The 13,867-nt window shown below is 71.2% G+C and carries 11 protein-coding genes and 1 tRNA gene; 3 read left to right on the top strand and 9 right to left on the bottom strand.

What is annotated here, in order from left to right; translation table 11 throughout:
- Positions 1-59 precede the first annotated feature (59 nt).
- Complete coding sequence (locus ACFVDP_RS30930; RefSeq protein ID WP_383496882.1) at positions 60-581, top strand: GNAT family N-acetyltransferase; 522 nt, start codon at positions 60-62, stop codon at positions 579-581.
- A 3-nt stretch (positions 582-584) separates the two neighbouring features.
- On the opposite strand, the gene ACFVDP_RS30925 is transcribed toward ACFVDP_RS30930, so the two are convergent.
- The 8 genes from ACFVDP_RS30925 to galU all read right to left on the bottom strand — a co-directional run bounded on the left by ACFVDP_RS30925 (position 585) and on the right by galU (position 8,512).
- Positions 585-2,612: an alpha/beta fold hydrolase gene (locus ACFVDP_RS30925; protein WP_383496878.1), complete on the bottom strand. Its 2,028-nt coding sequence runs from the start codon at positions 2,610-2,612 to the stop codon at positions 585-587.
- A gap of 145 nt (positions 2,613-2,757) precedes the next feature.
- Positions 2,758-2,831, bottom strand: a tRNA-Ala gene (locus tag ACFVDP_RS30920).
- A 70-nt stretch (positions 2,832-2,901) separates the two neighbouring features.
- Positions 2,902-4,134: a gephyrin-like molybdotransferase receptor GlpR gene (glpR, locus tag ACFVDP_RS30915; protein WP_383496875.1), complete on the bottom strand. Its 1,233-nt coding sequence runs from the start codon at positions 4,132-4,134 to the stop codon at positions 2,902-2,904.
- Positions 4,135-4,305: 171 nt separating this feature from the next.
- Positions 4,306-4,974: a GNAT family N-acetyltransferase gene (locus ACFVDP_RS30910; protein ID WP_383497106.1), complete on the bottom strand. Its 669-nt coding sequence runs from the start codon at positions 4,972-4,974 to the stop codon at positions 4,306-4,308.
- On the bottom strand, positions 4,971-5,495 hold the full coding sequence (locus ACFVDP_RS30905) for a molybdenum cofactor biosynthesis protein B (protein ID WP_383496872.1): 525 nt from the start codon (positions 5,493-5,495) through the stop codon (positions 4,971-4,973). The genes ACFVDP_RS30910 and ACFVDP_RS30905 overlap by 4 nt, the downstream gene beginning before the upstream one ends.
- 160 nt (positions 5,496-5,655) lie before the next feature.
- The gene (gene moaC, locus ACFVDP_RS30900; protein ID WP_383496868.1) at positions 5,656-6,147 is read right to left on the bottom strand and encodes a cyclic pyranopterin monophosphate synthase MoaC; all 492 of its coding nucleotides are present in this window, start codon (positions 6,145-6,147) and stop codon (positions 5,656-5,658) included.
- A gap of 96 nt (positions 6,148-6,243) precedes the next feature.
- Positions 6,244-7,605, bottom strand: a complete 1,362-nt coding sequence (gene glp / locus ACFVDP_RS30895) for a gephyrin-like molybdotransferase Glp (protein ID WP_383496865.1) — start codon at positions 7,603-7,605, stop codon at positions 6,244-6,246.
- Positions 7,606-7,609: 4 nt separating this feature from the next.
- Positions 7,610-8,512, bottom strand: coding sequence for a UTP--glucose-1-phosphate uridylyltransferase GalU (gene galU, locus ACFVDP_RS30890; protein ID WP_383496863.1), 903 nt, complete (start codon positions 8,510-8,512; stop codon positions 7,610-7,612).
- Between the two features lie 94 nt (positions 8,513-8,606).
- Here galU and ACFVDP_RS30885 point away from each other — a divergent pair, with 94 nt between their 5' ends.
- Positions 8,607-9,227 (top strand): 5-formyltetrahydrofolate cyclo-ligase, encoded by a 621-nt coding sequence (locus ACFVDP_RS30885; RefSeq protein ID WP_383496860.1) that lies wholly within the window; start codon positions 8,607-8,609, stop codon positions 9,225-9,227.
- Positions 9,228-9,289: 62 nt separating this feature from the next.
- On the opposite strand, the gene ACFVDP_RS30880 is transcribed toward ACFVDP_RS30885, so the two are convergent.
- Positions 9,290-12,052, bottom strand: coding sequence for a penicillin acylase family protein (locus ACFVDP_RS30880; RefSeq protein ID WP_383496857.1), 2,763 nt, complete (start codon positions 12,050-12,052; stop codon positions 9,290-9,292).
- A 209-nt stretch (positions 12,053-12,261) separates the two neighbouring features.
- Between ACFVDP_RS30880 and ACFVDP_RS30875 the strand changes: the two genes are divergently transcribed.
- Positions 12,262-13,764 carry a potassium/proton antiporter gene (locus ACFVDP_RS30875; protein ID WP_383497103.1) on the top strand — a complete coding sequence of 501 codons (1,503 nt, stop codon included), beginning with the start codon at positions 12,262-12,264 and terminating at the stop codon, positions 13,762-13,764.
- The last annotated feature ends 103 nt before the right edge of the window (positions 13,765-13,867 follow it).

Genomic DNA, 13,867 nt, shown 5'->3' with positions numbered 1-13,867 from the left:
TACCGGCACACTGGACGGATCAGCCGCAACCGCATCAGCATAGAGTTACGATGGAACGTATGAGTATTCAGTCGGCGTCGTCCGCCCCCGCACCCGGGATCACCCTGCGCCCGGTCTCCTTCGGCCACCCCGACGCGGTCGCGCTCAACGACCGCGTACAGCTCGAGTACGCGGAGCGCTACGGCGACGAGGGCGACGTCACACCGCTCGACCCGACGATGTTCGACGCCCCGCGCGGCCGGTACCTGATCGCCTACGACGCGGCGGGCGTCCCGCTGGCCACGGGCGGCTGGCGCACGCAGGACGAGAACGACGAGGGGTACGCGGACGGGGACGCCGAGCTGAAGCGGATGTACGTCACCCCGGAGGCCCGGGGCCTCGGCCTGGCCCGCCGCATCCTGGCCGCCCTGGAGGACGACGCCCGCGCGGCGGGCCGTACCCGCATGGTGCTGGAGACCGGGACCAAGCAGCCCGAGGCCATAGCGCTGTACCTGTCGAGCGGGTACGAGCCGTGCACGAAGTTCGGCCACTACCGCTTCGAGGACCTCAGCCGCTGCTACGCCAAGCCCCTCAAGGGCTGAGGGTCACAGCAGGCCGGGGCGCCGCCACTCGGCGCCGAGGGTGTGGTGGTCGATGAAGTTCAGGAACGTCTCGTACCAGATCTTGATGTGACTCGGCGACAGGATCCAGTGGTTCTCGTCCGGGAAGTACAGGAACTTCGCGGGGACCTCGAACCGCTGGAGGTCCTGGAAGAGCGCCGAGCCCTGGCCGACCGGCACCCGGTAGTCCTTCGCGCCGTGGATGACCAGCATCGGGGTGCGGATCTTCGCGGCGTTCTCGTACGGGGAGTTCGCCTCGTAGCGCTCGGGGCGGGTCAGCGGGTCGCCGAAGATCCGCTGGAAGTACCAGGGGACGTCGGTGTCGCCCTGGAACGACCGCAGGTCCCACAGGCCCGCGTGGCTGACGATCGCCTTGAACCGGTCGGTGCTGGTGGCGACGCGGTTGGCCATGTAGCCGCCGTAGGAGCCGCCCGCGAGCACCGTGCGGGTGGCGTCGATGTCGTCGCGGGCCTCGGTGACATCGGTCAGCGCCATCACGTCGTCGTAGGGGCGCCCGCCCCACTGCCCCCAGCCGCGCTCGTGGTTGCGCTGCCCGTAGCCGGCCGACAGGGCCGGGTCCGGCAGCAGCACCGCGTACCCGCGCGCGGCGAACGGCCACGGGTTCCACCGCCAGGTCCAGGAGTTCCAGGTGCCCTCCGGACCGCCGTGGACGGAGACGAGCAGCGGCGCGGGCCGCTCGGCGGACGCTCCCTCGGGCAGCACGAGCCAGCCGCGCAGCGGGAATCCGTCGTCCGCCTCGACGTGCACCTCGGTGAGCGTGCCGGGCAGCGCGTCGAACGCGCCCGGGGCGGGCAGCTCGACCGGCGCCTGATCGGCCGAGGCGGCGTCGATGCGTACGGGCCGCGGCGGCGAGTCGATCGCGTTGCGCAGCGCGTACAGCGTCCGGCCGTCGGGGGCCACGCACAGCGACCCGTACGCGCCCGAGGCGGTGAGCCGGGTGACGGTGCCGTCGGCGTCGCGCCGGAAGACGGGGCTGTGGCCCTTCTCGTCGGCCGTGAAGAAGAGCGTGTCGTCGACCGGTGAACAGACCGTGCCGCCGGGCCAGTTGTCGAACCCGGGCAGCAGATCGTCGACCTCGCCGCTCGCCAGGTCGATGCGGACGAGCGTGCCGTCCCAGGGTTCGTCGTACGTCGGGAAGCGCAGCCGGCAGCACACGACGGCCGTGCCGTCACCGGTGAACACCGGCGCCTCGTAGATGTGCACCAGGTCGCCGGCGACGTGCAGCTCCTCGCCGGTCGTCGCGTCGGCGATCACCACGGCGGTGCGGTTCTCGTCCGGGACCCGGCCGACCGTGAACCGGGTGTACGCCACCCGCGTGCCGTCCGGCGACAGCACGGCGTCGCCCGCGGCCTCCAGGCCGGCGCCCTGTCCGCCCGCGTCGACCGGATCGGCGCCGGCCGTGGCCCGGACGAAGACGTGCGGGTCCTCGGGGCCGAGGTCGTGGTCCCAGGCGCGGGTCGGCCCGGCCTCGTACAGGATCGCGGTGAACTTCGCGTCCTTGCGTTCCTTGCGCAGCCTGCTGTGCTCCTCGGCGTCGGCCGCGCCGGGCAGCAGCCCGGCGGTGTGGGCGAGCGCCCCGGAGACGCGGGCGACGGTGAACGCCGCGATGCCGCCCGGGTGCCGGGCCACGACGGCTGCCTCGCCGCGCGCGGGCAGCGCCCACAGCGCGGCCCCCTCGTGCTCGCCCTCGTCGCCATCCGCGTCACCGGGGCGGCCGGACAGGAAGTACAGCGCTCCGTCCGGGCCGAACGCGGGCCCCGACTCGCCCTTGTCGGACCGGGTCAGCCGGACCGCCTCGCGCTCGCCCGCCGGGTCGATCTCCCACAGCCCGGACACGAACCGGGTCCCGTCGCCCGACAGGTTCTGCACGGCGGCGACCAGTCTGCCGCCGTCTGCTGACAGAGCGAGGGAGTTGACGCGGGGCTGGGCGAGGAAGGCGGACAGATCATGAAAGGCGGAGGCGCCACCGGGGGTCTCAGAGGTCTCAGGCATGGTCGCGATTCTCGCGCGCGAAAGCCGTGCGGAACAGGGGATTTCACCGTCGCCCGGCACGCCAACGCAAAGATCCCGCCCGATCTGAACGATCGGACGGGATCTTGTCCACCGTCTGCGAGTCTCCTCACAAGCGGTGTTGCAGTGGACCTGAGGGGATTCGAACCCCTGGCCCCCTCGATGCGAACGAGGTGCGCTACCGGACTGCGCCACAGGCCCTTGCAACGAGTGAAACTCTAGCACCCTGGCCGGGGTGCTTGGAAATCCGTTCCCGGGCTGGTCAGCCCGGTCACTCGTTGGCGGCGCGCGGCCGGCCGTCCGCGCCGTCGTCGTACTGGTCGAAGAGCGGAGTGCGGCCGCGCTCGCGCGAGCGGCGGGCGGAGGCGGCGCGGCGGGCGTCGCTGCGTCCGTCGTCGGCCGCGGGCGCTTCCTCGGCCTGCTCCTCCTCGACGGACGACGAGCGGGCGGCGCTCCAGGTCTCCGGGGCGCCGTAGTCGATGCCGCCGCCTGCGCGCGGGGCGACCGGCGCCGTCACGTACGTGGGCAGCGGGACCGGCACCGGTTCCCAGCTGTCGCCGGGGCCGGCGTGGCGCTGGCGCTCGCGCTGCTGGTCGACCCACTCGGCGTGGTCGGTCTGCTCGACGAGCGCGCGCCGGTCGGCGGCGAGTGCCTCAAGGCCGGGGTCGGTCGCGCTCTCCGCGGCGTCTGGTCCGTCCTCCGCGGTGTCGGCGTACGCGGCGGACTCGGCGTACTCGGCCGCGGCACGGCCCCCGGCCGACTGCCGCCTGCGGGGCTGGCGCTCGCGCAGCCGCTGGGCGGCGATCTCGGCGCGGCGGCGGTCCATGACATAGGCGAAGCGGCGGCGCTCCTGGAGGCGCAGATAGACGATGTACGCGCTGAGCAGCAGGGCCGGTGCCGAGGGTGCCCACAGGAACGCGATGCCGCCGACTCCGGCGACGACCGCGCCGATGGTGAACGCGATGAAGAGCATCACGGTGGTACGGCGGCGGCGGGCGAGCACCTTGGAGCGGCGGGCGCGGGCTTGCGCCTCGGCGGAAGCGGCGCGTGCGGCGCGGGACTTGGGGGTCTGCGGCGCCGGTTCGCGCACCGGTTCGGGGTGGTCCCGTCCGGCGGCCGGGGGCCGCTGGGCGGGCGCGGGGCGCTGGGTGGCCGCCGGGCGCTGGGGAGTCGGGGGGCGGTCGTCGGCCGGGGGCCGCTCGGTGACCGCGGGGGGCCGTTCGCCGGCCGGGGGCGCGACGAAGGCCCGGACGTCCACCGGATCGGTGGGCGCGTCCGGGTCGACCGGGTCGCCGCGCCGCTCGTCCTCGGGCGAGCGCGCCTGGAGGTCCTTGGCGTACCGGCGCTCCATGCCCGCCCGACCGGAGAGAAGTCGGATCGCGGTGCTGAAGCGTTCCGTCGGACGGGCTTCGTTCAGCTCGTCCTGCCTACGGAGCCACATCGGCACCAAGTAGGCGGCCCAGGCCCCGACGATGACTGCGTAGATGAGGCCGCTGCTGCTCACGGTCACACCGTAGAGGGGTTTGCGTGAGGCCATCCGCCAATTGAGTCGGTGTGTCGCACGATCTGGCTGATATTTCGAGCTTTTTTTGCGACTGATGCGATCAACTGGGTCGCCGGGGCGGGAATTTAATGGCTCTCGCGGTCCACCGGCGATCAAATTCGAACATTTATTTTATTTCGAGGGGGTCCCCGGATCCACCGTGTTGGGTGCCCCCGGACCTGCGCTGTTGCCGGGGCGCTCGCGCCGCCAGCGCCTGATCATGCCCTCGGGGACCTCTTCGGCGGTGAGCGCGAAGACGAGATGATCGCGCCAGCCGCCGTCGATGTGAAGATAGCGTGGACGAATCCCCTCCTCGCGGAATCCGAGTTTCTCCACGACGCGGCGGCTCGGCCCGTTCTCCGGGCGAATGCAGACCTCGATGCGGTGCAGGCCCACGGTGCGGAAGCAGTGGTCGACGGCGAGGGCGACGGCCGTCGGCATCACCCCGCGCCCGGCCACGGACTGGTCGACCCAGTAGCCGACGTGCCCCGAGCACATCGAGCCCCAGGTGATCCCGGCGACGGTCAACTGCCCCACCAGGCGGCCCTGGTACTCGATGACGAAGGGCAGCATCCGTCCCGCGTTCGCCTCCGAGCGCAGGTGGCGGACCATCTGGCGGTAGGTCGGGCGGTGCGTGATCGGGCCGCTCGGGGTCGGCGGCGGGATCGTCGCCTCCCAGGGGCGCAGCCAGTCGCGGTTGCGCCGGTTCACCTCGCGCCAGGCAGCCTGGTCGCGCAGCCTTATCGGGCGGAGGACCACATCGCCCTCCACCAGGACGACGGGCCAGGACGGGCTGTTCAGAGCGCACCCCCGGCGTGGGCATCCGGTCCGCTGTCCGGTCTGGGATGGTCGCCGCCGCGGAGCTGGTCGACGGCGTGGGTGAGCAGCGGCGCGAGGACGGCCAGGCCGTCCTTCACTCCCCCGCTCGACCCCGGAAGGTTCACGATCAGTGTGCGCCCGGCGACCCCGGCGAGGCCACGCGAGAGCGCGGCCGTGGGCACTTTCTCCCGCCCGTACGCGCGGATCGCCTCCGGGATGCCCGGCACCTCGTGGTCGATGACGCGGGCGGTCGCCTCGGGGGTGCGGTCGGTGGGCGAGATCCCGGTGCCGCCGGTGGTGACGACGACGTCGTACGCCGCCTCGACCGCGGCCCGCAGAGCGGCCTCGACCGGGTCCCCGTCCGGGACGACCTGCGGCCCCTCGACGTGGAACCCCATCCCCCGCAGCCCTTCGGCGATCAGGGGCCCGCCCTTGTCCGCGTAGACCCCGGCGGCGGCCCGGTTGGAGGCGGTGACGACGAGTGCGCGGTAGGGAGCGGTCATGCGCGGGCTCCTTGCTCGCGGTCGTGCCCCGTCAGGGGCGCGGGGAACTGCGCGCAGCAGGACCACCGGCTCGCGGCCGCCGACGGGAGCACGCGCACCTGTCCCTCGCGCGACGAGGGCGCAGGCCGCCCGGAAATCCGCCGAACCGACGGAGTCACCGTCACGACCGGCTCCAGGTACCGGACTTGCCGCCCGTCTTCTCCTCGACCCGCACATCGGAGATCACGGCACCCTTGTCGACGGCCTTGACCATGTCGACGACGGTGAGCGCGGCGACGGAGACGGCGGTGAGCGCCTCCATCTCCACCCCCGTACGGTCCGTCGTCTTCACGGTCGCCAGGATCTCGACGGCGTCGTCCGCCACGGACAGCTCGACCTTCACCCCGGACACGGCCAGCGGGTGGCACAGCGGGATCAGGTCGGGCGTGCGCTTGGCCCCCATGATCCCGGCGATCCGCGCGGTCGCGAGGGCGTCGCCCTTGGGCACGCCCTCGCCGCGCAGCAGCTCGACCACGCGCGACGACACGAGCACGCGCCCGCTGGCCCGTGCGGTGCGTGCGGTGACGTCCTTGCCGGACACGTCGACCATGCGGGCCGCACCCGCCTCGTCGAGGTGGGTGAGCCGCGTGGGCCGGTCTTGCGAAGTGCTCATGGCGTGGTGGCGCTCCCGATCCGAGCCGTGCGCGGTGCGGGCGCGCCGGACTGTTGTGCGCGACACGGTATCGCGAGCCCGCGGCGACCGGGCCGGTCAGCCCAGGACGACCACGTCCACCTCGGTGCCGGGCTCCACCGACGTGACGTCCTCGGGCACGACGATCAGCGCGTCCGCCTGGGCGAGGGCCGCGACGAGGTGGGAGCCGGAGCCGCCGACGGGCGCGACCCGGCCGGCCTCAGCGTCGTACACCCCGCGCAGGAACTGCCGACGGCCCGACGGCGAGGTCAGCGCCTTGTCGGCGGCCAGCTCCGCGCGGGCTCTCGGGCGCTGGACGGACTCGGCGGGCAGGCCCATCAGCGTCCGGACGGCGGGCCGGACGAACAGTTCGAAGGAGACGTACGACGACACAGGGTTGCCCGGCAGGGCGAGCAGCGGGGTGTGGTCGGGGCCGACCGAGCCGAAGCCCTGCGGCTTGCCGGGCTGCATGGCGAGCTTGCGGAACTCGACGCCGCTGCCCGCACCGAGGCCGTCCTCCTCGTCGGGGTCGCCGATGGAGGTCAGGGCCTCTTTGACGACGTCGTACGCGCCGACGCTGACGCCGCCCGTGGTGACGATGAGGTCGGCGCGGATCAGCTGGTCCTCGATGGTGGAGCGGAGCGTCTCGGCGTCGTCGGCGACCGCGCCGACCCGGTAGGCGATGGCTCCGGCGTCGCGGGCGGCGGCGGTCAGCGCGAAGCTGTTGGAGTCGTAGATCTGGCCATCGGCCAACTGCTCGCCGGGCTGGACGAGTTCGCTGCCGGTGGAGACGACGACCACGCGCGGGCGCGGGCGTACGCGTACGGTGCCGCGGCCGATGGCGGCGAGCAGGGCGATCTGCGGCGGGCCGAGCACGGCTCCGGCGGCGAGCGCCCTGTCTCCGGCCTGGACGTCGCTGCCCTGCGCGCGGACGTGCGCGCGTGCCTGGGCGGGGCGGTGCACGCGGACCTCGCCGGAGGCGCCCTCGGGGGCCGCGCTGTGGGCCGTCATCGAGGAGACCGGGCCCGCGCCGAGGCCACCGTCGGTCCACTCGACGGGGACGACCGCCTCGGCGCCGGGCGGCAGCGGGGCGCCGGTCATGATGCGGGCGGCCTGGCCGGGGCCGACGCTGAGCTGCCCGTCGGGTCCTGCCGCGCCCGCCGCGACGTCGCCGATCACCGTGAGCACGGCGGGGAACTCCTCGCTCGCGCCCGCGACATCGGCGACGCGCACCGCGTATCCGTCCATCGAGCTGTTGTCGAACGGGGGCAGCGAGACCGGCACCGTCACGTCCTCGACCAGCACACAGCCCTGGGCGTCGAGGAGTTGCAGCTCGATGGGGTCGAGCGGCTGGACGGTGGTGAGGATGTCGTCCAGGTGCTCGTCCACCGACCACAGCTGGTGCTGGCCGGTGGCGGACGGTGTGGTCGCGCTGCTCAAGGTGCTACATCTCCTCGGTGACGTAACTGCGAAGCCAGGTCCGGAAGTCCGGGCCCAGGTCTTCACGTTCGCACGCGAGTCTGACAATGGCACGCAGATAGTCGCCGCGATCGCCGGTGTCATAGCGGCGGCCCTTGAAGACGACGCCGTGCACGGGGCCGCCGATCGTCTCGTCCGCGGCGAGCTTCTGCAGGGCGTCGGTGAGCTGGATCTCGCCGCCGCGGCCCGGCTCGGTCTTGCGCAGTATGTCGAAGATGTTCGGGTCGAGGACGTAGCGCCCGATGACCGCGTAGTTGGAGGGCGCGTCCGCCGGGTCCGGCTTCTCCACGAGGTCGGTGACCTTGACGACGTCGCCGTCGGCGGTGGTCTCCACGGCGGCGCAGCCGTACAGGTGGATCTGCGAGGGCTCTACCTCCATGAGCGCGATGACGCTGCCGCCGTGCCGCTCCTGGACCTCGACCATGCGCGCGAGCAGCGGGTCGCGCGGGTCGATCAGGTCGTCGCCGAGGAGGACCGCGAAGGGCTCGTGGCCGACGTGCGGGGCGGCGCACAGCACGGCGTGGCCGAGGCCCCTGGGGTCGCCCTGGCGGACGTAGTGCATGGTCGCGAGGTCGCTGGACTCCTGGACCTTGGCGAGGCGGTTGGCGTCGCCCTTGCGCTGGAGGGCCGACTCCAGCTCGTAGTTGCGGTCGAAGTGGTCCTCGAGGGGGCGCTTGTTGCGGCCCGTGATCATGAGTACGTCATCGAGACCCGCCGACGCGGCCTCTTCGACCACGTACTGGATCGCAGGCTTGTCGACGACCGGGAGCATCTCTTTGGGAGTCGCCTTGGTGGCCGGCAGGAACCGGGTGCCGAGGCCCGCAGCGGGGATGACAGCCTTGGTGATCCGGGTGTGCGAGTCAGTCATGTCCGTCACCATATCCGGCGCCAATGGGCGGAATCTGTGGGTCCGCTTTGTTGGTACATATATGAGTTGATGAGGAGAGGTTTGTGAGTTGGCTATGAACCCACACCCACGTGACACCCGCGCCGCCGAGCCTGACAAGCGCACATTGCGGCGGGAGTTCCTCGCGGTGAGGAGCGCGTTGCCAATGGATGACGTCCAGGAGGCGCGGACGGTTCTCGCCCGGCGCGCTCTCGACCTGGCCGAGTTGGCGACGGCGGGCACCGTCGCGGCGTACGTCTCCGTGGGCGGCGAGCCCGGCACAGGGGATCTGCTCGACGCGCTCCGCGCGCGTGGGACGAGGGTTCTGCTGCCGGTGCTGCTGCCCGACAACGACCTGGACTGGGGCGCGTACGACGGGGCCGGCTCACTCGTGCGCGTAAGCCACCCGGGCAAGATGACGCTGGTGGAACCGGGCGGCGAGCGGCTCGGCCCCGACGCGGTGCTCGCGGCCGACGTGGTCCTGCTGCCGGGGCTCGCGGTGGACGCGCGCGGGATGCGGCTCGGCCGGGGCGGCGGCTCCTACGACCGCGTACTGGCCCGGCTCGAAGCAGGTGACGCGCACCCGGCGCTCGTCGTGCTGCTCTACGACACCGAGGTCGTCGCACGCCTCCCGCACGAGGCGCACGACAAGGCCGTGCACGCCGTGGTGACGCCGTCGGGCGTGCGCCGCTTCTAGCGGCCTGTACGTGAGAAGGGCCCTCCACGCGCGCGTGGAGGGCCCTTCTCACGTTCCCGGTGTCAGGGCTTGAGCACCAGCGTGTCCGACGTGGTGTTGCCGACGGCGTCCTTGGTGAACGCCCACGGCAGCAGCTCGCCCTTGACCCACTTGTCGGTCTGGTCCGTGTAGTGGGCGCTGAAGGTGTGGCCCGAGGCGCCGGTCAGGTTGATCCACTGGGACTTGTCGAGATCGTCCAGGTTGACCACCATGCGCATCGACGGCACCCAGTCGACGCCGTAGCCGCCCGCCGCGTTCCAGCCGGTCGCGTCGACGGCCGCCTCGCCGCCGCCGAGCTTCCAGGGGCCGCGGTTCAGTACGTACTGCAGCCAGCCCGGGCCCTCGGTGCCGAGGGTCTGGTTCTTCAGCTCCAGCTTGTGCAGGCGGCCCCAGCTCCAGGTGTCGATGTCCTTGCCGAGCTTGGCGGTCAGGTCCCAGCGGGCGTCCTCAAGAGCGCGGCCGAACAGCTCGTCACGGGTGTTCGTGGCGCTGTCGGTGCGCGACTTGGGCGCCTTCCACCAGTCGTTCTTCTCGTCCTTGAGGATGTTGCGGACGACCTGGAACCAGCGGTCGCCGCCGTCGGGCTGCGCCGAGTCCGTGTCGCGCTGGCCGCACTCGCGGACCTTGCGGTCCTCGTCGGCCGGACCGGTGTTGTCGACCGGGTCGACGGTCAGGCACTGGCCCTCGACGCGCAGCTCCTTGGGCAGCTTGTTGCCGAAGGCGAGCTTCAGGATGTTGCGCCAGACCGAGTTGAAGTAGGCGGCGGCCGCCGAGTCCGGGTTCTGGGTGTAGTCCCAGTTCTCCAGGAGCTGCTGGGCCTCGCGGACGTCCTTGTCCTGGACGTCGATCTTCAGCAGGTAGGGCACCAGCAGCTTGGCGATCTCGCTGCTGTTGTCCATCTGGGTGGTGCGCATGTCGTCGGTGGAGACCTTGCCGCCGTCCTTGATCTTCGAGGCGATCAGGTCGGAGATGCGCTGGCTTCTGGTGCCGTAGCCCCAGTCCGTGGTGAGCGTGTACGGATAGTCCTCGCCGACGACGGCCTGGTTGGCGGTCACGATGTAGCCGCGCTTGGGGTTGTACTCGTAGGGCAGCTCGTCCTGGTCGATGTAGCCGGTCCAGCGGTACTTGGAGTCCCAGCCGGGCGAGGGCAGCGAGCCGTCGTCGCCCTCGGCGCGGGTCGGGATCCGGCCGGGCAGCGTGTAGCCGATGTTGTTCTCGGTGTCGGCGTACGTGAGGTTCTGCGAGGGCACCTGGAAGTCCTCGGCGGCCTTGCGGAACTCGGTCCAGTTCCTCGCCTTGTCGATCTCGAAGACGGCGTCCATGGTGTTGCCGGGCTCCAGCGCGGTCCAGCGCAGCGCGACGCCGTAGCCGTCGCCGCGGTCGGGCCCCGAGGAGCCGACGCTCGCCTTCTTGCCGACCTTCACCAGCTCGTCGTCACGGTCGGACAGCAGCGGGCCGTTGTTGGTCTCGCGGACCGTGATGGTCTTGGAGTCGCCGCCCGCGACCTTGATGACTTCCTTGCGGGTGGTGAACGGCTTGGTCGCGTCGTCGTACAGGTAGCCGCCGCCGCTGAACTTCTCCAGGTACAGGTCGGTGACGTCGACGCCCGAGTTGGTCAGGCCCCAGGAGATGTCCTGGTTGTGGCCGATGACCACGCCGGGCATCCCGGCGAAGGTGTAGCCCGTCACGTCGTACTGGCACTTCGCGCTGATGCTCGTGCAGTGCAGGCCCATCTGGTACCAGACCGAGGGCAGTTGCGGCGCCAGGTGCGGGTCGTTGGCGAGCAGCGGCTTGCCGCTGACCGTGTGGCTGCCGGAGACGACCCAGGAGTTGGATCCGATGCCGTTGCCGTTCGGTCCCAGGCCCGCGGAGTCGGGGATCTGGTCCAGGACGTCGGAGAGGCCGCCCAGCTGGCTCTGGAGGCTGCTGGGGGCCTGCGCGTTGCCCGTGAGGCCGGTGCCCGCCGTCCCGCCGGTGGTGCCGGACTGCGTGGAGGTGCTGGTGGCACTCTGCTCGTACTTCCCGGTGGCGCTGTTGTAGGCGCCCTCCTGGACGATCGGCTTGTTCCGGTCGTACGGGTACTCGGGGTAGAGATCGGCGATCTGCTTGGGGCCGAGGCGGCTCGTCATCAGGGAGCGGTCGATCTCGTCCTGCATGTTGCCGCGCAGGTCCCAGGCCATCGCCTTCAGCCAGGCCACGGAGTCGACCGGCGTCCACGCCTGCGGCTTGTAGTCGTTCTCGAAGCCGAGAGCGACGTACTCGGCGGAGATCTCCTTGCCGCTCTTGCCCGACAGGTAGGAGTTGACTCCCTTGGAGTACGCCTGGAGGTACTTCTTGGTCGACGGCGAGAGCTTGGAGTCGTACTCCTTCTGCGCGACCCGGTGCCAGCCGAGCGTGCGCAGGAATTCGTCGGTCTTGACCTGGCCCTTGCCGAACATCTCGGAGAGCCGGCCGGACGTCGTGTGGCGGCGCACGTCCATCTCGTAGAACCGGTCCTGCGCCTGCACGAAGCCCTGGGCCATGAACAGGTCCTCGTCCGAGGAGGCGTAGATCTGCGGGATGCCGTAGCCGTCCCGCTTGACCTGGACCGGCCCGTCGAGACCGTCGAGCTTGATCGAGCCCGTGGTCTGCGGCAAGGAGGCACGGACGCTGTCGACGCTCCAGTAGGCGCCGTACCCGATGCCCGCGATCACCGCCAACACCAGGACGATCACGATCAGTCGGGCTCGGCGCCCCTTCTTCTTGCGCGGCTTGCTGCCGGCAGAGGCGTTCGTAGTGGAGGGCATCGCGATCCTTGCTGTCCTTCGCTAGCGGCGGGCGAGAGCAACCATACGAGCAGTACCTGTCGCGCTCGGACGCGGAGTCAGGAAGGAGGCACCCCTGAGCGGTCGGTGAAACGGCCCTCGCGTCAAGAAAGCGTCAAAGATTAGGTAAGGTAACGAAGTAACTCCCCCCACGTCGACCGTGCGAAGTCTCCTCGCGGAAGGAACGGCCCCTGACTGTCCACCACCTCAACCAGCTCCTGCTCGTCAGCGCCCTTGTGCTGCTCATCGCGGTCGCCGCGGTGCGCATCTCCTCGCGCAGCGGGCTGCCCAGCCTGCTCCTGTACCTCGGCATCGGCATCGCCATGGGTCAGGACGGCATCGGCCATGTCTCCTTCAGCAATGCCGAGATGACCCAGGTCATCGGATACGCGGCTCTTGTCGTGATCCTGGCGGAGGGCGGCCTCGGCACGAAGTGGAAGGAGATCAAACCCGCACTGCCCGCGGCCGTCGCACTGTCGCTGGTGGGCGTCGCGGTGAGCGTGGGCGTGACCGCGGCGGGCGCGCACTATCTGGTGGGCCTGGACTGGCGGCCGTCCCTGATCATCGGCGCGGTGGTGTCCTCCACGGACGCCGCGGCCGTCTTCTCCGTGCTGCGCAAGGTGCCGCTGCCGGCCCGCATCACCGGTGTCCTGGAGGCCGAGTCCGGCTTCAACGACGCCCCGGTCGTCATCCTCGTGGTCGCCTTCTCGGCCTCGGGCCCCGTGGAGCACTGGTACGTCCTCATCGGCGAGATCGCCCTGGAACTGGCCATCGGCGCCGCGATCGGTCTCGCCGTCGGGTGGCTCGGCTCCTACGGGCTGCGGCACGTCGCCCTGCCCGCCTCCGGCCTCTACCCGATCGCCGTGATGGCCATCGCGACCGTCGCCTACGCCGCGGGCGCCCTGGCCCACGGCAGTGGCTTCCTCGCCGTCTACCTGGCCGCCATGGTGCTGGGCAACGCCAAACTGCCGCACTGGCCGGCCACCCGCGGCTTCGCCGAAGGGCTCGGCTGGCTCGCGCAGATCGGCATGTTCGTGCTGCTCGGCCTGCTGGTCACCCCGCACGAGCTGGCCGACGACATCGTGCCCGCGCTCCTCATCGGCCTCGTGCTGACCATGGTCGCCAGACCACTGGAAGTACTGATCAGCCTGCTGCCGTTCCGTATGCGATGGCAGGAGCAGGCCCTCATGTCGTGGGCCGGCCTGCGCGGCGCGGTGCCCATCATCCTGGCGACCATCCCGATGGTGACCGGCGTCGCCGACAGCCAGCGGATCTTCAACATCGTCTTCGTGCTGGTCGTCGTCTACACCCTCATCCAAGGACCGACACTGCCCTGGCTGGCCCGCAAGCTGAAGCTGGGCGACTCGTCGGAGGCCGCCGACCTCGGCATCGAGTCGGCGCCCCTGGAGCGGCTGCGCGGCCACCTGCTGTCCGTGTCCGTGCCCAAGGGATCGCGGATGCACGGTGTGGAGGTCGGGGAGCTGCGGCTGCCCAAGGGCGCCTCCGTGACGCTCGTCGTCCGCGACGGCGAATCGTTCGTGCCCGGCCCGACGACCGTGCTGCGGCGCGGCGACGAACTGCTCGTGGTCGCGACCGACCCCGTGCGGGACGCGGCCGAGGCCCGGCTGCGCGCCATCGGCCACGGCGGCAAGCTCGCCGGCTGGCTGGGCACCGGACCGGAAACCGGCCGTTAACATGGAGACCGGATCCGTGTACATGGGCGAATGACCAGACCCGCGTGCCCGGCTCCCAGACCGACGTACCACGTACGCGTTCCCGCGTACTACCGACTCTGCC

Source organism: Streptomyces sp. NPDC057694, assembly GCF_042799415.1.
Taxonomy (GTDB): domain Bacteria; phylum Actinomycetota; class Actinomycetes; order Streptomycetales; family Streptomycetaceae; genus Streptomyces.
The sequence above is the reverse complement of the archived record's forward strand: the minus strand, read 5'-3'. Positions and strand labels throughout refer to the sequence as shown.